The following is a 20,111-nucleotide window of genomic DNA, read 5'->3' on the forward strand; positions in this document are numbered from 1 at the left end:
ACTTCAAGAAACGAGCGTCAGCGCAGACTGCCCTCACCTTCATTGCCTGGAGTGCCCCATGATCATCAGCGACACGCTGCGTGTAGAAGCCTTTTTCGACAGCCATACCTGGACCATCAGCTACCTGGTGATGGACCTGGCCAGCCGCCACTGCGCATTGATCGACAGCGTGCTGGACTACGACCCGAAATCCGGCCGCACCCACACCGAGTCCGCCGACCGCCTGATCGCCCGGGTGAAAGAACTGGACGCCCGGGTCGACTGGATCCTGGAAACCCATGTGCATGCCGACCACCTGTCGGCCGCCGCCTACCTCAAGGCGCAGCTCGGGGCCCAGGTGGCCATCGGCAACCAGATCACCCGGGTGCAGAAGACCTTCGGCGCGCTGTTCAACGAAGCCCCGGCCTTTGCCCGGGACGGCAGCCAGTTCGACGTGCTGCTCGAAGACGGTACCGAATTCGCCATCGGCGGCCTCACCGCGCGGGCCATGCACACCCCGGGGCATACCCCGGCCTGCATGACCTACCTGGTGCAGGTCGGCGACGAAACCCTGGCCTTTGTCGGCGACACCCTGTTCATGCCCGACTACGGCACCGCCCGCTGCGACTTCCCCGGGGCCGACGCGCGGACCCTGTACCGCTCGATCGGCAAGATCCTCGCCCTGCCCCCCAGCACCCGGCTGTTCATGTGCCACGACTACCTGCCCAACGGCCGCGAGCTGCAGTACATGACCACCGTCGCCGAGCAGCGCGCCAACAACATCCACATTCACCAGGGGGTCGACGAAGACAGCTTCGTGGCCATGCGCGAAGCCCGCGACGCGACCCTGGACATGCCGGTGCTGATCCTGCCTTCGGTGCAGGTCAACATGCGCAGCGGGCACTTCCCCGAGCCCGAGGACAACGGCGTGAGCTACCTGAAGATTCCCCTGAACACCCTATAACTATTACCTACTCCACACGGAGACCTTGCCATGCGCCCCTTCAACCCGGCCCTGCCCACTGTCGACGGCAGCCACCAGGTGCTGATCGTCGGTGGCGGTGCCGCCGGCATCGCCGTTGCTGCCAGCCTCTTGACCCGCGATCCACACCTGGACGTGGCACTCATCGACCCTGCCCGACACCACTATTACCAACCCGGCTGGACCCTGGTGGGCGCCGGAGTATTCAGCGCCCAATCCACCGAGCGCGCCATGTCCGAGCTGATGCCCCAGGGGGTCAAGTGGATCCAGGACGCGGTCAGCCGCTTCGATCCGGAACACAACGCCCTCGTGCTGGAGGACGGCCGGGTGCTGGCCTATGACCAACTGATCGTCTGCCCCGGGCTCAAGCTCGACTGGGCCGCCATCGACGGCCTGCCCCAGGCCCTGGGCAACCACGGCGTGACCTCCAACTACCGCTACGACCTGGCGCCCTACACCTGGCAACTGGTGCAGCAACTGCAGCAGGGCGAGGCGCTGTTCAGCCAGCCGCCGATGCCGATCAAGTGCGCCGGAGCGCCACAAAAGGCCATGTACCTGTCCTGCGACCACTGGCTGCGCCACGGCCGCCTGGGGCAGATCAAGCCGCGCTTCCTGAATGCCGGCGGTGTGCTGTTCGGCGTCGCCGACTACGTGCCGGCGCTGATGGAATACGTGAAGAAGTACGGCATCGAACTGGATTTCGGCCACAACCTGGTGGCGGTGAACGGCCCGGCCAAACGCGCGACCTTTGTCCGCACCCTGGCCGATGGCCGCCAGGAAACATTGGAACGGGCCTTCGATATGCTGCACGTGGTGCCTCCCCAGTGCGCCCCGGACTTCATCCGCCAGAGCCCCCTGGCGGACGCCGCCGGCTGGATCGACGTCGACCCGGGCAGCCTGCGCCACAAGCGCTACGTGAACATCCACGGCCTGGGGGACGCCACCAATACCAGCAATGCCAAGACCGCCGCAGCGGCACGCAAACAGGCACCGGTGGTGGCCAACAATGTGCTGGTGGCCCTCAAGCGCCTGACCCGCCTGGCCGAATACGACGGCTACGGTTCCTGCCCGCTGACCGTGGAACGGGGCAAGATCGTCCTCGCCGAATTCACCTATGGCGGCAAGCTGGCACCGAGTTTCCCGCGCTGGCTGCTGGACGGGCGCCAGCCAACCCGTCGCGCCTGGTGGCTGAAGGAACGGATCCTGCCACCGCTGTACTGGCGCGGCATGCTCAAGGGCCACGAATGGCTGGCCCATCCGACCCTGGCCACGGACACCCCGAAAGCATGAGCGAACACAGTCTTCTGGGCGCCGGGCTGGGGGCGATCATTGGTGCGATCCTGGCCCTGACCGGGGCCGGTGGCGGCATCCTCGCCGTGCCGCTCCTGGTCTTCGGCCTGGGCCTGAGCATGGTCGAGGCTGCCCCCATCGGCCTGCTGGCGGTGGGCCTGGCAGCCAGCATCGGCGCGGTGCTGGGCTTGCGCCAGGGCATCGTGCGCTACCGCGCGGCGGGGTTCGTGGCCGGCATCGGCATCCTCATGGCGCCGCTGGGCCTGTGGCTGGCCCACCGCCTACCCAACCTGCCGCTGGCGCTGCTGTTCTCCCTGGTGCTGCTGTACGCCTGCGGGCGCATCCTGCGCAAGGCCAGCCTGGAACTGAAACAGGGCCAGCCGGCGCCGCGCCCGGCCTTCATGCCCTGCGTGCTCAACCCGGCCCAGGGCCGCCTGCGCTGGACCCTGCCCTGCGCCCGGGCGCTGACCTTCACCGGAATGCTCTCGGGGCTGCTTTCCGGGCTGCTGGGGGTGGGTGGCGGCTTCGTCATCATCCCGGCCCTGAGCCGCTACACCAACCTGGACAGCAAGAGCATCGTCGCCACCTCACTGGCGGTGATCGCCCTGGTCTCCCTGGGCAGCGTGGTCACCGCCAGCCTCAGCGGGATCATGCACTGGGCGGTGGGTGCGCCCTTTGCCCTGGGGGCGGTCCTGGGGCTGGTGCTGGGACGCCAGGTGGCCAGCCACCTGGCCGGCCCGCGGCTGCAACAGCTGTTCGCCATCACCGGGATCCTCGCTGCCCTGCTGCTGGCCGGCGGCGCCCTGGGGCTGATTGCCCCTTGACCCCTTCGCCAGCCGGCTCCTGCAGCACCGTGTATGCCCCCCGTAGGAGCTGGCTTGCCAGCGAAGGCGTGCTCACAGGCGCCGCTGACCTGACGCAAGATTCACGGCGCCTGGTCCGGCCCTTTCGCCGGCAAGCCGGCTCCTACGCTGAGAACGACCGGGGAAATATTGGCCTCTGCCGGTCCAGCGCTCGGGTGGCGACCATGACCTGGACCCATGTCCCCCAGGAGTGCGCCATGTCCACCGCCCAGTCCCTTGAACTCTGTTTCTGGCGCAAGATCGGCCGCTACGCCTCGCGCATCGGCCGGGCCTTGATCCAGAAAGCCCTATGGCTCTACTACGCCGCGCAACGGCCGCAAACCCCGATCTGGGCCAAGACCACCATCTATGCCGCCCTGGGTTACTTCGTGCTGCCGCTGGACATCATCCCCGACCTGATCCCCGGGGCCGGGTACGTCGATGACCTCGGCCTGTTGACCGGCTCAGTGGTGACAGTAGCCGCCCACATCAACGCCGAGGTCCGGGAACAAGCCAGCGCGCGCCTGGCCGACTGGTTCGGCAGCGAGTCGGAATGAGCCAGAGATCGGCGCCAGGCTGGGCATTCGACTCACCAAGGCAGTGCAGCGCCCCCGACACCATGGCCACCCGACTCACCGCGCCTGGGTGTCCAGGGCATAGAACTCCTGCAACTTGGCCTGCAGCAGTTGCTTGTCCGGCAACTGGGTCCGGTACTCGGCGATCAGCGCCGGTGACAGGGAACGGTTGAGGGCATATTCCACCACCTCGTCATGCTTGCTGGCACAGAGCAACACGCCCAGGGCCGGATTCTCGTGGGGTTTGCGCACCTGGCGATCCAGGGCCTCCAGGTAGAAGTCCAGCTTGCCCAGGTACTCCGGCTCGAAGCGCCCGACCTTGAGTTCAACGGCCACCAGGCAATTCAACCCACGATGGAACAGCAGCAGGTCCAGGGCGAAATCGCGCCCGCCGACCTGCAGGGGATAGCCTGAAGCGACAAAGCAGAAGTCGCACCCCATCTCGATCAGGAAATCCTTGAGTTGGCGCAGCAGCCCCTGGTGCAGGTCGGCTTCGTCATGCCCCTGGGCCAGGCCGAGAAACTCCACCATGTAGGCATCCTTGAAGACCTTCAGGGCCTCGGGACGGGCCTGCTTCAAGGTTGCCGAGGCATTGGCCGGGCGGGTCAGCGTGCGTTCGAACAGGGCGGATTTGATCTGCCGTTCAAGTTCTCTGCGTGACCATTGTTCCTGGACCGCCAAGCGCAGGTAGAACTCACGTTCACTGGGCCCTTTGCTCTGTCCCATCACCACCAGATGGTGGCTCCAGGACAATTGTCGCACCAGTGGTGCGACTTTCTCGTCAGCACGATAGGCCTCATAAAACTGGCGCATGCGAAACAGGTTTGCCCGGGTAAAACCCCGCAGGCCCGGCTGCTGCCGCGCCAGGTAATCCGCCAATTGCCGGACCACGCCATCGCCCCACTCCGCCGCCTCGATCTTGCGGCTGATATAGGCCCCGACCTGCCAATACAGCTCCACCAGTTCGGTATTCACCGCGCGCACTGCCCGCTGCCGCGCGGCGGTGATCATTTGCGCCACTTCACCAAATGCCACTTCGGTGGAGCAGATCGCCGCTTCAGCCTCTTGCTTCATGACGCACGCCCGTTTGCTGGGAGACAGGCCCCTATCATCCCCTGGCTCGCCATGGGTCTGAAGTCAGGCCCGTCTCTTTGTGGTGAGCGAAATGTCCTTGTTTGAGCGCGGTAAACAGCCCCGTCAGCCGGGCATGCAATTGAAGTCGTGGGTACTGGCTACCTGCTTGCCCTTGGCGTCATACAGGCGCGCCGACACCTCGTTCCCCAGGCTCGACTCCACCAGTGTGTAATGCTCCCCGGCCTTGAAGCCGCCGTAGCTGATGTGGCCGTCGCAGTCTTGCTGGTTGGAGTCGCCGACGTTCTCTTCAAACAGGGTCACGTCCAGGCGGTGAGCACCGGGCTTGACCTGGAAATAGCGGCCATCGTCGATCTTCTGTCCGTCCACCCGTTCGGCCATCAGGTCGTTGGGCGCCTCTTCCTGCAGGCCGATCCAGGCCTGGCTGGGATCGGGCCGGGGCATGGGCCCGGCGCAAGCGCCGAGCAGGCACGCGAGGCCCAGAACGGGTATCAGCAGCAGCGGTTTGAGTGTCATGAAAATCTACCTTGGCAATGGAAAAAAGAAGCCCTACAGGCAACTGAACGGCCGGCTCTGGGCCACCTGCCGGCCCTGGGCGTCCAGCAGAGCGGCGCTGACGTCCTGGCCCTGGCTGGACTCCACCAGTCGGTAATGGCCCCCCGCCTGGAACCCGGCATAGTCCAGGCGCCCCAGGCAGTCGGGTTGCGCCGAGTTGCCGTTGGCCCCTTGCAGCAAGGCCATCCGCAAGCGGTGCTGGCCGGGGCTGACCTGGAAGTAGCGGCCATCGTTCAGGCGCTTGCCATCGACGCTGTCGGCCAGCAAGTCGTTGGGCGACTCCGGAGCAAGATCGATCCAGGCCTGCTGAGGATCGGCCTTGGGCAGCGGCCCGGCACAGGCCGAAAGCAGGCACACCAGGCCAAGGCCCGGCAACAGCAACAAGGGTTTGAGGGACATGGAAGAAACCTCGCAAATGACCGTAATGAGTGCGGCGCAAGCCCGAAAAAAACCCCTGCGCCGATGGCCACCAAGCTTGTCGAGGCCCCGGTGCGAGAACAAATGAATCCACATGAAAGGAAATACAGGCCTTACCTAAAACTTCCTTCACCTGGCTGAAAGCCGCGTGTTAGGTGGGTCGCTGCAGGCTGCCGAGGTTTGCAACCCCACTCCCTCGGAGGTTTTCGGCATGCTCGGGCTGGTCAAGACCGCACTGCTCAAGCCCTACACGTTCATCGTGCTGGCGATATTCATTTGCATCATCGGGCCCCTGGCGGCCTTGCGTACCCCCACCGACGTGTTCCCGGATATCGGCATCCCGGTGGTGGCGGTGGTCTGGCAGTACAACGGCCTGTCGCCGGATGCCATGGCCGGGCGGGTGATCTACACCTACGAGCGCTCCCTGAGCACCACGGTCAACGACATCGAGCACATCGAGTCGCAGTCGCTGCCGGGCATGGGCATCGTCAAGATCTTCTTCCAGCCCGGGGTCGATATCCGCACCGCCAACGCCCAGGTGACCGCGGTGTCACAAACCGTGCTCAAGCAGATGCCGCCGGGCATCACCCCGCCGCTGATCCTCAACTACAGCGCCTCGACGGTGCCGATCCTGCAGATGGCGTTTTCCAGCCCGACCCTGTCGGAGGCGAAGATCCGCGACCTGGTGCAGAACAACATCCGCCTGCCCCTGAGCTCCCTGCCCGGCCTGGCCATGCCCACCCCCATGGGCGGCAAGCAGCGCCAGATCACCCTCGACCTGGACCCGCAAGCCCTGGCCGCCAAGGGCCTGTCGGCCCAGGACGTGGGCAATGCCCTGGCGGCGCAGAACCAGATCATCCCGGTGGGCACCGCCAAGCTGGGCAGCGATGAATACACGGTGCTGCTGAACAACAGCCCGACCGCCATCGAGGAGCTCAACGACCTGCCGATCAAGACCGTGGACGGCGCGCTGATCACCATCGGCCAGGTGGCCCACGTGCGCGACGGCTCGCCGCCGCAGACCAACATCGTGCGGGTCGACGGACGCCGCGCGGTGCTGATGCCGGCCCTGAAGAACGGCAATATCTCCACCCTGTCGATCGTCGACGGCATCCGCCAGATGCTGCCGCGCATCAATGAGACCCTGCCGCCAGCGCTGAAGACCTCACTGCTGGGGGACGCCTCGGTGTTCGTCAAGCAGTCGGTGGGCAGCGTGGCCCAGGAAGGCATCATCGCCGCCCTGCTGACCAGCGCGATGATCCTGCTGTTCCTCGGCAGCTGGCGCTCCACACTGATCATCGCCGCCTCGATTCCCCTGGCGGTGCTCTCGGCCATTGCCCTGCTGGCGCTCAGCGGCCAGACCCTGAATGTGATGACCCTGGGCGGCCTGGCCCTGGCGGTGGGGATCCTGGTGGACGACGCCACCGTGACCATCGAGAACATCAACTGGCACCTGGAGCAGGGCAAGGCGGTCAAGCAGGCCATCCTCGACGGCGCCAGGCAGATCGTCGGCCCGGCCTTCGTCTCGCTGCTGTGCATCTGCATCGTCTTCGTGCCGATGTTCCTGCTGCAAGGCATCGCCGGCTACCTGTTCCGGCCCATGGCCCTGGCGGTGATCTTCGCCATGGCCAGCTCGTTCATCCTCTCGCGGACCCTGGTGCCCACACTGGCCATGTACCTGCTCAAGCCCCACACGCCGGAAGCCGGCCCCGGGCACCACCCGGAAGATGCCTTCATCAACCACCACGAAGGCGAACAGCACGCCAAGCCGCGCAATGCCCTGGTGCGCGGGCTATTGGTCTTTCAACAGGGCTTCGAGGCGCGTTTCTCCAGCGTGCGCGACACCTACCACGGCCTGCTGCACCTGGCCCTGGGCCGGCGCAAGACCTTCATCCTCGGGTTCTTGGCCTGCGTGCTGGCCTCCTTCGCCCTGCTGCCGAGCCTGGGCCAGGACTTCTTCCCCGCCACCGACGCCGGGGCCCTGGCCCTGCACGTGCGGCTGCCCCTGGGCACACGGATCGAGGAAAGCGCGGCGGCCTTCGACCGCATCGAAGCGCGGATTCGCGAAGTGATTCCGGCCGAGCAACTGGACAGCATCATCGACAACATCGGCATCCCCTTGAGCGGCATCGACATGGCCTACAGCAACAGCGGCACCATCGGCCCCCAGGACGGTGATATCCAGGTCACCCTCAAACCCGGCCACGCCCCCAGCGCCGACTATGTGAAACAGCTGCGTGAAGCCTTGCCGGAAAGCTTCCCCGGCAGCCAGTTCGCCTTCCTGCCGGCAGACATCAGCAGCCAGATCCTCAACTTCGGCGCCCCGGCCCCCCTGGACGTGAAAATCTCCGGGCCCGACGCCGCGGCCAACCGCGCCTTCGCTCTGCAACTGCAACGGCGCCTGCAACATGTGCCGGGCATTGCCGACCTGCGGATCCAGCAGTCCACCGGCTACCCGTCCTTGCAGGTCAAGGTCGATCGCCTGCGGGCCAATGGCCTGGGCATCACCGAGCGTGACGTGACCAACAGCATGGTGGCGTCGCTGGCCGGCAGTTCCCAGGTGGCGCCGACCTTCTGGCTCAACCCGAAGAACGGCGTGTCCTATTCCATCGTCGCGGCTACCCCGCAGTACCGCCTGGACAGCCTGCCGGCCCTGGAGGCGCTGCCGGTCACCGGCAGCAACGGCCAGTCGCAGATCCTCGGCGGCCTGGCGGACATCTCCCGGGTCGAGAGCCCGGCGGTGGTCAGCCACTACAACATCCAGCCGACCCTGGACCTGTACGCCAACGTGCAGGGCCGCGACCTGGGCGCCGTGGCCCACGACATGCAAAAGGTCCTGGACGATGCCGCGGCCCTGCGGCCCAAGGGCGCCACGGTCAGCCTGCACGGGCAGATCGACGCCCTGCACGAAGCCTTCAGCGGCCTGAGCCTGGGCCTGCTGGGGGCGGTGGTGCTGATCTACCTGCTGATCGTGGTCAACTTCCAGTCCTGGGTCGATCCGTTCGTGATCATCACCGCGCTGCCGGCAGCCCTGGCCGGGATCGTGTGGATGCTGTTCTTGAGTGGCAGCTCGCTGTCGGTGCCGGCGCTGACCGGGGCCATCCTGTGCATGGGGGTGGCCACCGCCAACTCGATCCTGGTGGTGAGTTTTTGCCGCGAGCGCCTGGCGGAACACGGCGATGCCCTCAAGGCCGCGCTGGAAGCCGGCTACACGCGCTTTCGCCCGGTGTGCATGACCGCCCTGGCGATGATCATCGGCATGCTGCCCCTGGCCCTGTCCGAGGAACAGAACGCCCCACTGGGCCGCGCGGTGATCGGCGGGTTGATCCTCGCCACCGTGGCCACCCTGATCTTTGTCCCCGTGGTCTTCAGCCTGGTCCACGGCCGCCGTCCCCAATCCGCTGTTGCTGGAGAAAACACCCATGTCGCCTGATCACACCCCTTCGCGCAAACGCCTGATGCTGCTGGGCATCGGCGGCCTGAGCCTGGCTGCCCTGCTGGTCGCCAGCGGCCTGGCCGCGCGCACCCGGCATGAACGGGCCGTCGTTGCCTGGACCGAAACCGCCGCCGTGCCGCAAGTGCTGGTGTTCCAGCCGCAGCACAACGTGCTGGGCGACACCCTGCGCCTGCCGGCGCACCTGGAAGCCTGGAGCAAGGCGCCGATCCATGCCCGGGTCAGCGGCTACCTCAAGGACTGGACCCAGGATATAGGCACCCACGTGGCCGCCGGGCAGGTACTGGCCCATATCGACAGCCCCGACCTGGACCAGCAAGTGGCCCAGGCCCGGGCGCGGATGACCCAGCAGCAAGCCAATGCCCGGCTGGCCCAGACCACCGCCGAGCGCTGGCAGAACCTCTTGGCCAGCCACTCGGTATCGCGCCAGGAAGCCGATGAAAAGACCTCCAACGCAGCCGCCGCCAAAGCCAATGCCGAGGCGGCCGCCGCCGACTATGCGCGGCTCTCGGCGCTGGAGGACTACAAGACCATTCGTGCGCCGTTCGCCGGCACCATCACCGCCCGCCACACCGATATCGGCCAGTTGATCAAAGCCGACAACGACAGCGACCCGGAGCTGTTCGACCTGGCGGACACCCACAAACTGCGGCTCTACGTGCCGATCCCGCAGAACTACGCCAGCGTGATCCGCCCTGGCCTGCACGCGCAGCTGACTGTGCCCGAGCACCCTGGCCAGCACTTCAGCGCGCTACTGCTGGGCGACTCCACCGCCATCGACCCACGCTCCGGCACCCTGCTGGCGCAGTTCGTCGCCGCCAACCCGGACGGCGCGCTGATGCCCGGCGACTATGCCGAAACCACACTGGCCATCCCTGCCGACACCCACGGTGTGAGCATCCCCGCCAGCGCCCTGATCTTCCGCGCCCAGGGCACCCAGGTGGCGGTGATCGACGGTTCCCGCCACGTGCACCTGCGCAGCATCCATATCGGCCTGGACCTGGGGGAACGGCTGGTGATCGACCAGGGCCTGCAAGCGACCGACCAGGTCATCGACAACCCGCCGGACGCCCTGCGCGAAGGTGACCTGGTGCAACTGGCGGACGCGGGAGGCGAACATGCGCCCAAGGCTTAAGCCCCTCGCCGCCCTGCTGTTGCTGGCCCTGCACGGCTGCTCCCTGGCGCCCCACTACCAGGTGCCGCCCATCGACCTGCCGGCGCAGTATCGCGAACAGAACGCCGACGGCCCCTGGCACCCGGCCGCCACGCCCCAGGTCATTGCCGAACAGTGGTGGCTGCTGTACCAGGACCCGCTTCTCAACGACCTGCAACAGCGCCTGCTCCAGGCCAACCCGGACCTCGCCGCGGCCCTGGCTCACTATGACGGCGCCCAGGCCTACGCCAGCCAGCTGCATGCCGGGCTGTTCCCGCAGATCAGCGCCAGCGCCCAACCGTTGCGCCAACGCCAGTCGGACAGCCGCCCCCTGCGCGGCAGCACGCAACCGTCGATCTACAACAGCAACACCGCCGGTTTTGCCCTGGGCTTGGACCTCGACCTCTGGGGGCGGATTCGCAATCAAGCGGCGGCCGGAGACGCCCAGGCCCAAGCCTCCGGCGACGACTTGGCAGCGGCGCGCCTGAGCCTGCAAAAACAATTGGCGAGCCTGTATGTGCAACTCAATGGCCTGGACGCCCAGAGCCGCATCCTCGGCCACTCCCTGGAGGATTACGCCCAGGCCCTGCAACTGACCCGCGACCGCTACCAGGGGCAGATCGCCTCGGAACTGGACCTGACCCGGGCCCAGAGCCAACTGGCCAGCGCCGAAGCCGAACTGGACGAAGTGCGCGCCCAGCGCAACCTCACCGAACACGCCATCGGCGAACTGGTGGGCGAGCCGGCCAGCCAATTCCACCTGGCGCCCTCTGCGCAACTCTTGAGCCTGCCGAGCATTCCCCGGCAACTGCCCAGCACCCTGCTGCAACGAAGGCCGGACATTGCCGCCGCCGAACGCCGTGTGTACGCCGCCAATGCCGGCATCGGTATCGCCCGCGCCGCCTGGTATCCGGATTTCAGCCTGACCGGCATGCTCGGTGGCCAGACCCAGGGCGTGGGCAACCTGCTGGCGGCGGGCAATCGCTATTGGGCCCTGGGGCCTTTAGTGAACCTGCCGATTTTTGATGGCGGGCGGCTGAGCGCCAATGAGCGCCAGGCCCACGCCGAGTTCGAAGAAGCCGCCGCCCATTACCGTGGGCAAGTGCTGCGGGCGGTGCGCGAGGTGGAGGATAACCTGGGGCAACTGCGGGATTTGCGCCAGGAAGCGCTGGACCAACAGGCGGCGGTGAATGCTGCCGAGCACACGCAGACCTTGGCCATGAACAGCTATCAGGCAGGTGCCGTCAGCTACCTGGATGTGGTGACGGCGCAGACCGCAGCCTTGCAGGCGCAACGGGGGTTGCAGGCGGTGCAGACAAGGGAGCTGCAGGCCAGTGTGGGGTTGGTGGTGGCGTTGGGTGGGGGGTGGAAAGGTGGGGCTTGAAACCTGAAACATGATCGCCTGGCGGGTCTCTCCAAGGTGCCCCGGCGCGCCAATCCACAATACGGTGTTGGTGAACCTTGGCTCGTCCTTCCCAGGTACCTTCGCGGCCGGCTCAATGCGGTTTCAGCAAACTCCACACATTGTCGGAGATATCGTGGCGCCGATGAGTTGCAAGGGCATGACACGCACTTAAGCCGAGCCGGCTTAACGTAGGATTTCCCCAAACTCAGCGGCCTACCCTTGTTGTGCGTATCGATCAATCCTGACGGAAACTGTCACTGCCCTGCAGCATAATGACGACAATGAGCCGCTTTAACATGCTAATCATGAGTACTAAACCCTGCTACAAATACGAGGTATTAAATTATGAGAGTCAACTACTGCGTCCTAGGCACAAACAACATGGAGGCCGCAATTGAGTTCTACAATGCACTCTTTGAGAAAACAGAACTCAAGTACGTGACATCAACAGACAGAATGACTTACTGGCAAAGCAGCAATTTCTCATTTGCGCTGGCAACTCCCTTTAACAAGGAGCCTGCAACAAATGGAAATGGCACGATGATTGGTTTTAATGTTGACTCTGTAGAAAAAGTAAAAAGCTTTCATGAAAAGGTGATTGAATTAGGCGGTACCTGCGAGGGTAAACCTGGCCAACGGGGACCATATTTTTCAGCGTATGCGAGGGATTTGGATAAAAACAAACTATGTTTTTCTGCCCAGATGCCTGCTTAATCTCATGCCCACAAGTTTTGATAGCCCAGGGGGCAATACAAATATCTGAGCAGAAGTATTGCTTCACCTTCAGTTCCTCTGACGGTGAACGGCTAGATAAATGAAGCTTCAGCGAGTTCCACAAATTAATCTAGATATCGTGCCGCCGATGGCTTGCAAGTGCCACGACACGCTGGCCGCCCAACTGGATAAACCAACCATCAATGTTTTTTGGGTCTTGTGACGACACCCTCTAATTTATTTTAAGGGATGATATAGAGGTCGTCAGGGAGGTTCGAAATACACATCCGTTGTTGCGTTTCTTTTTTACCGCGGTGGTGTACATATCCGTTGCTGTGGTCACGGCCGCTTAGGGGTTCGCTCTGACAGCGACTCCCTTTGGAAATGCCGGAATGCCGGCCCAGCCCAAAGTAATCAATGCCCGGGTGGCGGCCTGCCGGCCGACCTGAAGGTGGAGCGGTGTGTACCGTCCCACCGTGTAGGAGCTGGCTTGCCAGCGAAGGCATCAGCCCAGACGATGCATGGCTCACGGGCCTCTTCGCCGGCAAGCCAGCTCCTACAGCCTGCGTACCTGCAAACGATCAGATGTGGCAACTGCTCAGGCCATTCTTCTCCAGGTAACGCTGGTGCGCTTCATCCGCCAGGTCGAAGCGGCCCAGGGGCACGATCACCGTGGCCACGGGTTTGTTGAGGCGTCCGGAGTCTTGCAGGGCGGTCTTGGCCGCCCTCGCCTGTTCGGCTTGCGCGGCGTTGGTGTGGAAGATCGCCGAGCGATATTTCACCCCGCCATGTTCCCCTTGGCGATCCACCGAGGTCGGATCATGCAGGTCCCAAAAGTGTTCGATCAGGCGGGTATACGCCAGCACCTGCGGGTCGAAATCCACCTGCACCACTTCTATCTGCAAGGCTTCGTCCGCCGCTTCCACGGCGTAGCCTACGCGGCTGTCCACGACCCCAGGCAGCACCCGGAACGCGGCTTCCGCGCCCCAGAAACACCCGGCGCCGAAGGTCGCCTGTTCGAGGCTGTTCACCGGCGCCCCACTCATTGCGCCACTCCCACTTTCTCGCCGCTGGCACCCAGCCAGCCATCAACGATCTGCGGATGGGCCGCAACCCATTCCTTGGCCGCCTGCGCCGCCGGTTGCTGTTCCTTTTCAATCTTGAGAATCAAGTCATTCAGGGCCTGAGGCTCGATGCTGAAGTTCTCCAGGAACGCGGCAATTCGCGGTGCGCGTTTTTGCAGGGCGCTGGACGCCAGGACATACACTCGGGCATCCGGGTAGGCGCAGGTGATCTTGCTCTTGCTCAGCCAGTCGGCATCCACCGTCGGGCTGATGAATTTCCAGCAGCCGTCGGCCTTGTACAGCGGGTCGCCCTTCTTGTTGTCCTGGGCGTAGCCGTCGAACGCCGGTTCATCCAGGCGGCGCAGGTCGAAGGCGGAGAAGATCCAGTCCGGGGTGTAGGCGTAGAACACCACGCCGCGCTGGGCCTTGTAGGCCGCGGCCAGCTTGGCGTAGGTCACCGAGGCTTCGGTGGACACCGATTCGAATTTGTCGGCAAAGCCGAAATCCTTGGCCTTGATCTCGCCGATGTAGGTCGACTCCCAACCCGCCGGGCCCACCAGCAGTTGCGCCTTGCCGCCGCCCAGGGGTTCGAAGAGTTTCGCCACTTCGGGCTTTTGCAGGTCGTAGACCGACTTCACGCCATATTTGTCTTGCAGGTAGCCGGGGATGTAGAAGCCCTGAACCCCCAGGTACGGCTGCTTGTTGGGCACCAGCGAGCGGGTGCCGCCAGTGACGTATTTGGCCCAGGCGGCGGACTGGTTGGGCAGCCAGATATCGGTCAGCACGTCCACCGAGCCGTCGCCCTTGGCGGCGGCAGCGAACAGCACCGGCACGTCACCGGCGAGGTAGGAAACCTCGCCGTCGAGGCGGCTCTTGATCACTTCGCCAAGGATGTTCTGGATGGCGATGGCGCCGGTCCAGTTCTGCTCGCCAATGACGATCTTGTCCTTGGCCAGCACCGGCAGGGACAAACCCAACAACAGCGCGGCGGCGCCAAGGGTACGGGTAAACGACTTGTTCAAGGGACACCTCATGATTGATGCAATGTGCGATCCCGCTGGCGCAGGGTCGCTTGAATGATGCGGTCGGGAATCAGCGCGCAGAACACGATCGCGGCGCCGGCCAACATGCCCTCGCCGCCCTTGATGTTGCGCAGCGCGGTCATCACGTCGTAGCCCAGGCCGCCGGCGCCGATCAGCGCCGCCACCACCACCATCGACAGGCTCATCACCAGGGTCTGGTTGATCCCCAGCAGCAAGGAGCCCGCAGCCAGGGGCAGTTCGACCTTGGTCAGGATCTGCCACGGCGTGGCGCCGTGGGCCAGGGCCGCCTCGACGGCGGTCTTGGGCACTTCCTGAATCCCCAGGGCAGTGAGGCGGATCATCGGCGCCAGGGCGAAGATCACCGTGGCGATCACCGCCGGGGTCTTGCCCACCGAGAAGAACGCCACCGCCGGGATCAGGTACACGAAGGTCGGCAAGGTCTGCATCACGTCCAGGAGCGGAGTGACCAGGCGCCGGGCCAGGGCGCGCTTGGCCAGGAGGATGCCGGCCGGTACGCCGATCAACAGCGAGATCAGCACCGAGGAGCCCACCAGGGCCAGGGTGGCGATGGTCCGTTCCCAGAAACCGAACAGGCCGATGTAGAGCAAGGCCGCGGCACTGGTCAGGGCCAGGGCGGCGCCGGCGCTGCGCCAGGCCAGCAGCACCAGGGCCAGGGCCGGCACCGGCCAGGGCAGCCAGCCCAGCAGGCTTTCGGTGCTGTCGATCACCGTGCGCACGGCGACTATCACGCCGACGAAGGTGCTTTCGAACGTCACCTGGGACCAGGCAATCAGTTGATCGATGGCCGCGGCGGTGCCCAGCAGCACTTGCCGGTCGGCGGGAAATTGCAGCCAGGGGCCACTGGCGTCGACGGCCAACACCCGCCACAGCACCAGGGCCTGGGACAGCAGCAACACCAGCCACGGCAGACGCCAGTCCGAGCGCCCCAGGCGGCTGGGGCGGCGGGCCAGGGCCAGGCTCAACAGGCGGCTGAGCAGCAAGCCGATGAGCGCCAGGGCGGCCCAGGCGAAACTGGCCGTGGCTAGCCCCTGCCCCAAGGCTGCGGCCGCCCCCAGTTCCAGGGCGAAGCCCAGCCAGTACAGGCCACCGCGACCGCTGGCGGCCAGGGCGGCGGGCCCCAACAGCAGGGCCTGGGCAAAGGACAGTCCGGGGTTGACCGGCGCCGGGGTCGTCGCGCTCTTGCGCGGGGCAATCGTCGCCACCGGCGTGGCGCTGCGGGCGCCGTGTTCCTGGAAGAAGTCCGCCACTTCGGCATCCGCCGGCTGCTTCAGCAATTCCTCGGGCGTGCCGACCTGAATCAGCTGGCCGTGGCGCAGCACGGCGATGCGGTCCGCCAGGCGCAGGGCTTCCGCCGGGTCGTGGGTCACCAGCAAGGTGGTGATGCCGCGCTCGCGCACCACCTGCAGAAAGTGGCTTTGCAGGTCGCGGCGGATGGTCGGGTCCAGGGCGCTGAAGGGTTCGTCCATCAGCAGGATGTCCGGCTCGCTGACCAGGGCCCGGGCCAGGCCGACCCGCTGCTGCATGCCGCCAGACAGCTCATGGGGATAGTGCTCGCCCCAGCCTTCCAGGCCCATGGCTTGCAATTGCACGTCGGCCGCGGCGTGGCGCAGGGCCTCGGGTTCGCCGCGCAGTTCCAGGGGCAAGGCGACGTTGTCGCGCACGCTGCGATGGGGCAGCAGGCCGAAGTGCTGGAACACCATGCCGATGCGCCGCGAACGCAGGGTGCGCAGTTCCCTGGCCGAAAGCTGGCTGATGGCCGAACCGTCGATCAGCACCTCGCCGCTGCTGGGCTCGATCAACCGGTTGATATGGCGCAGCAAGGTGGACTTGCCGCTGCCGGAGGTGCCCATCAGGCACAGCACTTCGCCACGGCGCACCTTGAGGCTGACCTGCTCAACCGCAGGCGGAGCGGACTGGCCACGGCGGCGGGCGTAGTGCTTGGTCAGGTGGCGCAATTCCAGCACCACGTCGGCGTTATCCGCGGGCGGGCTGACGGAGGCTGGGACGGCAAAGGCCTCTTGGGGGTGAACGGCAGACACGGGAACTCCTGACGCCGGGCGCGGGATGGCGTAGCCGGCGGTGAACAAGAAAAAGGGGGGGACCTGCTTCGCTGTAGGAGCCGGCTTGCCGGCGAAAGCGATCTAACGGTCAATTACAACGATTTCGGGCTCCACAACTGCACCGCCCGGGCATCCACCGGCTTGGGCAATAGCTTTTCCTGGTAGAAGGCATCGGCGATTTTCTGCTGCTCGCCCAGGGCGTCGGGCTTGACCGCTTCCACCTTGTAGGTGCGGCGGCTGTTGGCCAGTTCCACCGTCGGCACATCCAGGTTGCCCCACAGCGGGCCCAGCAGTTTTGCCGCCTCGGCCGGGTGCGCCTTGACCCAGGTGCCGGTCTTCTGCAACTCGGCGAACACTTGCTGCAGCACCTCGGGATGGGCCTTGGCGTAGTCGTTGGAAGCCAGGTAGTAACGGCGATAGCTGGCCAGCCCCTGGCCGTCGTGCAGCACCCGCGCGCCCTGCTGGCGCTGGGCGCTGGCGACAAAGGGTTCCCAGGTGACCCAGGCATCGACCTTGGCGGTTTCCAGCGCCGCGCGGCCATCGGCCGGGGTCAGGTACACCGGCTGGATATCGGCGAAGCTCAAGCCCGCTTCACGCAAGGCGGCGATCAGCAGGTAGTGGCTGCCGGCGGCCTTGGTCACGGCGATGCGCTTGCCCTTGAGGTCGGCCAGGGACTTGAGCGGCGAATCCTTGGGAATGACGATGGACTGGGCCGCCGGGGAGGGAGTTTCGCTGGCGAAATAGGTCAGTTGGGCCCCGGCGGCCTGGGCGAAGACCGGCACCGTGTCGGCGACATCGGCGCTGATATCGACATTGCCCACATTCAGCGATTCCGCCAACGGCAGGCCACTGGTGAACTCGTGCCAAGTGATGTTGACGCCCTGCCCCGCCAGCTGTTTTTCCAGGGTGCCCTGGGCCTTGAGCAAGGCCAGCAGGGTCGAGGATTTCTGGTAGCCGATGCGCAGGTCGGTATCGGCCTGGGCATTGAGGGCCATGCCCAGCGCCAGGCCGGCCAGGGCGGTGATCGACAAGCTACGACGCAAAGCAAAGGGCAGGCGCATGGGGGCGAACCTTCTGGGAGACAGGAAAGTCGCTAAAAGCTAAACGATCTAACAAATCTAAAATAAATACTTTTTAGGAATTAGCTTAGGTTCGGCTGGCAGCTCTATCTCGGCCCTGCCCCCTACGCCCGAGCCGGGCGTGCGCAGCCTGCGGCAGCGGCTACAAAAAACCAGCTCGCCATGGACCCTGTAGCCGCTGCCGAGCCCGCAAGGCTGCGAAAGGTCGGGCCGCGTTCGGTACGCAGGGCCTTGCTTTTGGCTACCGACCGCACGGTGTCGAACCGCCGAACTTTGTAGCCCGCAGGCAGAAGAAACTGTCCTTTTTCAGGGTCATCGGCGCGACTGCGCAGGGCAGCAAGGCCTGGTTGACCTCGATCGACAGCTGTTCGCCCTGCAACTCGCGCGGGCCCAGGTCGATGATGCACAGGCCTTCGCCGCTACGCCGCGAGAAGCCAACTGCCTGAATGGGCCGGTTGTCCAGCTTCAGCAGCAGAGGGTTTTGCGCAGGCGAAGCACATGCCATCAGGCTGGGGTGACTGACCCTGATCCATACATGGCCGTCATCGTCCGACGCGGAAAACAACGGGATGAAGAACAGCGATAAAAGTTGATGGGAGGCGTGGGTCTCCACGTTCACATAGAGTGGGCTGCCCCCGCAGGCCAGCTGGAACGCCGTGCCTTTGTCGAAACCGACAACGCTTGCGTCTTGCCAACCGCCCGGACTGTCGGCCTTCCAGTCGTGGCCCCATTTGTAATCGATACAACCGCCGAGGCTCAGAGCCAGGGCCAGACAGAGCACCATCCTGTGCATGGTCGACATCCCATGGGAAAAGTTCGCCAGTGTACGCCAGGCCAAGCCCACCACGATGCCCCTTGCAGGAACTGGCTTGCCAGCGAAGGCGCCGAAACGGGCGATGCATGTCTTGCCGGCCTCTTCGCCGGCAAGCCGGCTCCTACGCTTGGCGCTGGGCGATAGCCTGGGAGGCGGCGAGCATGGCGCGCAGCAGCACCGCGCAGCCGGCGGCGAGGTCGTCGGGGTCGGCGTTTTCGATTTCGTTGTGGCTGATGCCACCTTCGCAGGGCACGAAGATCATCCCCGCCGGGCCCAGCTCGGCGACGAAGATCGCGTCATGCCCGGCACCGCTGACGATTTCCATGTGGGACAACCCCAAACCCTGCGCGGCGCCGCGCACCGCATCGACGCACACCGGGTCGAAGTACAGCGGCGGGAAGTCCGCGGTGGGGGTCAGTTCGAAGCTCAGGCCGTGTTCTTCGCAGGTGTTGTCGATCACCTGGCGCACCTCGGCAATCATCGAGTCCAGGCGCGCCGGCTCCAGGTGGCGGAAGTCCAGGGTCATGCGCACCTCGCCCGGAATCACATTGCGCGAACCCGGGTAAGCTTGCAGGCAGCCGACGGTGCCGCAGGCGTGAGGCTGGTGGCCGAGGGCGGCGCGATTGACCGCCGCCACCACGGCGGCGGCGCCCACCAGGGCGTCCTTGCGCAGGTGCATGGGGGTCGGGCCGGCATGGGCTTCGACGCCCCGCAGCTTGAGGTCGAACCACTTCTGCCCCAGGGCGCCGAGCACCACGCCTATGGTCTTGCGCTCATCTTCCAGGATCGGGCCTTGCTCGATGTGCGCCTCGAAATAGGCGCCCACCGGATGCCCGCTGACCGGGCGCGTGCCGGCGTAGCCGATGGCGTTCAGCGCCTCGCCGACGCTGATGCCATCGACGTCGGTCTTGGCCAGGGTGTCTTGCAGGGTGAATTTTTCGGCGAACACCCCGGAGCCCATCATGCACGGCGGAAAGCGCGAGCCTTCTTCGTTGGTCCACACCACCACTTCCAGGGGCGCCTCGGTTTCCAGCTTGAGGTCGTTGAGGGTGCGCAGCACTTCCACCCCGGCCAACACACCAAAGCAGCCATCGAACTTGCCGCCGGTGGGCTGGGTGTCGATATGGCTGCCGGTCATTACCGGCGGCAGGTGCGGATTGCGCCCGGGGCGGCGGGCGAAGATGTTGCCGATGCCATCCACCGTGACCGCGCAACCGGCCTCCTCGCACCATTGCACGAACAGATCCCGGGCCTGGCGGTCGAGGTCGGTCAGGGCCAAACGGCAGACCCCGCCCTTGACCGTGGCGCCGAGCCTGGCCAGTTCCATGAGCGACTGCCACAGGCGGTCGCGGTTGATGTGCTGATGGCTGGATTGCAGAACCTCGACGGCAGCGTTCATGGTGATTTCCTCAGGCGTTTCTTCTGGTTTTGTCGGGGGATGCGTGACGCAGTCACCCGGGATAACGGCCTAGCAACAATCGGTAGGAGCCGGCCGGGCGGCGTTGCGCTTGCCGGCGAAGGGGCCCGCAAGATGTGCGTCGCCCGTGCCGACGCCTTCGCTGGCAAGCCAGC

At 65.3% G+C, this 20,111-nt stretch carries 17 protein-coding genes; 8 read left to right on the forward strand and 9 right to left on the reverse strand.

What is annotated here, in order from left to right:
- The first annotated feature begins 58 nt into the window (after positions 1-58).
- The 4 genes from AC1RL5_RS14520 (at position 59) to AC1RL5_RS14535 (ending at position 3,650) form a co-directional block, all read left to right on the forward strand.
- On the forward strand, positions 59-943 hold the full coding sequence (locus tag AC1RL5_RS14520; protein ID WP_103407943.1) for an MBL fold metallo-hydrolase: 885 nt from the start codon (positions 59-61) through the stop codon (positions 941-943).
- Positions 944-973: 30 nt separating this feature from the next.
- Positions 974-2,251: an NAD(P)/FAD-dependent oxidoreductase gene (locus AC1RL5_RS14525; RefSeq protein WP_072452280.1), complete on the forward strand. Its 1,278-nt coding sequence runs from the start codon at positions 974-976 to the stop codon at positions 2,249-2,251.
- Positions 2,248-3,075, forward strand: a complete 828-nt coding sequence (locus tag AC1RL5_RS14530; RefSeq protein ID WP_103407944.1) for a sulfite exporter TauE/SafE family protein — start codon at positions 2,248-2,250, stop codon at positions 3,073-3,075. Before AC1RL5_RS14525 ends, AC1RL5_RS14530 begins: the two co-directional genes overlap by 4 nt.
- 203 nt (positions 3,076-3,278) lie before the next feature.
- Positions 3,279-3,650, forward strand: coding sequence for a YkvA family protein (locus AC1RL5_RS14535; protein WP_225368752.1), 372 nt, complete (start codon positions 3,279-3,281; stop codon positions 3,648-3,650).
- A gap of 75 nt (positions 3,651-3,725) precedes the next feature.
- On the opposite strand, the gene AC1RL5_RS14540 is transcribed toward AC1RL5_RS14535, so the two are convergent.
- From AC1RL5_RS14540 to AC1RL5_RS14550, 3 genes are all read right to left on the reverse strand, one after another.
- Positions 3,726-4,742: a PDDEXK nuclease domain-containing protein gene (locus AC1RL5_RS14540; RefSeq protein ID WP_492589603.1), complete on the reverse strand. Its 1,017-nt coding sequence runs from the start codon at positions 4,740-4,742 to the stop codon at positions 3,726-3,728.
- Positions 4,743-4,865: 123 nt separating this feature from the next.
- The gene (locus AC1RL5_RS14545) at positions 4,866-5,276 is read right to left on the reverse strand and encodes a PA0061/PA0062 family lipoprotein (protein WP_019095345.1); all 411 of its coding nucleotides are present in this window, start codon (positions 5,274-5,276) and stop codon (positions 4,866-4,868) included.
- 33 nt (positions 5,277-5,309) lie between these two features.
- The gene (locus tag AC1RL5_RS14550; protein WP_019095346.1) at positions 5,310-5,714 is read right to left on the reverse strand and encodes a PA0061/PA0062 family lipoprotein; all 405 of its coding nucleotides are present in this window, start codon (positions 5,712-5,714) and stop codon (positions 5,310-5,312) included.
- Positions 5,715-5,943: 229 nt separating this feature from the next.
- Here AC1RL5_RS14550 and AC1RL5_RS14555 point away from each other — a divergent pair, with 229 nt between their 5' ends.
- From AC1RL5_RS14555 to AC1RL5_RS14570, 4 genes are all read left to right on the forward strand, one after another.
- Positions 5,944-9,165, forward strand: coding sequence for an efflux RND transporter permease subunit (locus tag AC1RL5_RS14555; protein WP_492589605.1), 3,222 nt, complete (start codon positions 5,944-5,946; stop codon positions 9,163-9,165).
- Positions 9,155-10,321 (forward strand): efflux RND transporter periplasmic adaptor subunit, encoded by a 1,167-nt coding sequence (locus tag AC1RL5_RS14560; protein WP_492589607.1) that lies wholly within the window; start codon positions 9,155-9,157, stop codon positions 10,319-10,321. Before AC1RL5_RS14555 ends, AC1RL5_RS14560 begins: the two co-directional genes overlap by 11 nt.
- The gene (locus tag AC1RL5_RS14565) at positions 10,305-11,723 is read left to right on the forward strand and encodes an efflux transporter outer membrane subunit (protein ID WP_492589609.1); all 1,419 of its coding nucleotides are present in this window, start codon (positions 10,305-10,307) and stop codon (positions 11,721-11,723) included. The genes AC1RL5_RS14560 and AC1RL5_RS14565 overlap by 17 nt, the downstream gene beginning before the upstream one ends.
- 366 nt (positions 11,724-12,089) lie before the next feature.
- Positions 12,090-12,458 (forward strand): VOC family protein, encoded by a 369-nt coding sequence (locus tag AC1RL5_RS14570; protein ID WP_072452285.1) that lies wholly within the window; start codon positions 12,090-12,092, stop codon positions 12,456-12,458.
- 581 nt (positions 12,459-13,039) lie between these two features.
- Here AC1RL5_RS14570 and msrA read toward each other — a convergent pair.
- The 6 genes from msrA to AC1RL5_RS14600 form a co-directional block, all read right to left on the reverse strand.
- Positions 13,040-13,504: a peptide-methionine (S)-S-oxide reductase MsrA gene (gene msrA, locus AC1RL5_RS14575; RefSeq protein ID WP_373366101.1), complete on the reverse strand. Its 465-nt coding sequence runs from the start codon at positions 13,502-13,504 to the stop codon at positions 13,040-13,042.
- Positions 13,501-14,556, reverse strand: a complete 1,056-nt coding sequence (locus AC1RL5_RS14580) for an ABC transporter substrate-binding protein (protein ID WP_065363813.1) — start codon at positions 14,554-14,556, stop codon at positions 13,501-13,503. Before AC1RL5_RS14580 ends, msrA begins: the two co-directional genes overlap by 4 nt.
- Positions 14,553-16,625, reverse strand: a complete 2,073-nt coding sequence (locus AC1RL5_RS14585; RefSeq protein ID WP_492589611.1) for an ATP-binding cassette domain-containing protein — start codon at positions 16,623-16,625, stop codon at positions 14,553-14,555. The genes AC1RL5_RS14580 and AC1RL5_RS14585 overlap by 4 nt, the downstream gene beginning before the upstream one ends.
- A 113-nt stretch (positions 16,626-16,738) precedes the next feature.
- Positions 16,739-17,707: an aliphatic sulfonate ABC transporter substrate-binding protein gene (locus AC1RL5_RS14590; RefSeq protein ID WP_019093858.1), complete on the reverse strand. Its 969-nt coding sequence runs from the start codon at positions 17,705-17,707 to the stop codon at positions 16,739-16,741.
- A gap of 259 nt (positions 17,708-17,966) precedes the next feature.
- A complete protein-coding gene (locus tag AC1RL5_RS14595) occupies positions 17,967-18,569 on the reverse strand; it encodes a hypothetical protein (protein ID WP_492589613.1) in 603 nt (200 codons plus the stop codon).
- A gap of 91 nt (positions 18,570-18,660) precedes the next feature.
- Positions 18,661-19,938: a Zn-dependent hydrolase gene (locus AC1RL5_RS14600; protein ID WP_492589615.1), complete on the reverse strand. Its 1,278-nt coding sequence runs from the start codon at positions 19,936-19,938 to the stop codon at positions 18,661-18,663.
- Positions 19,939-20,111: the final 173 nt, after the last annotated feature.

The sequence above is a fragment of the Pseudomonas sp. GW822-FHT06D10 genome, from assembly GCF_058799535.1.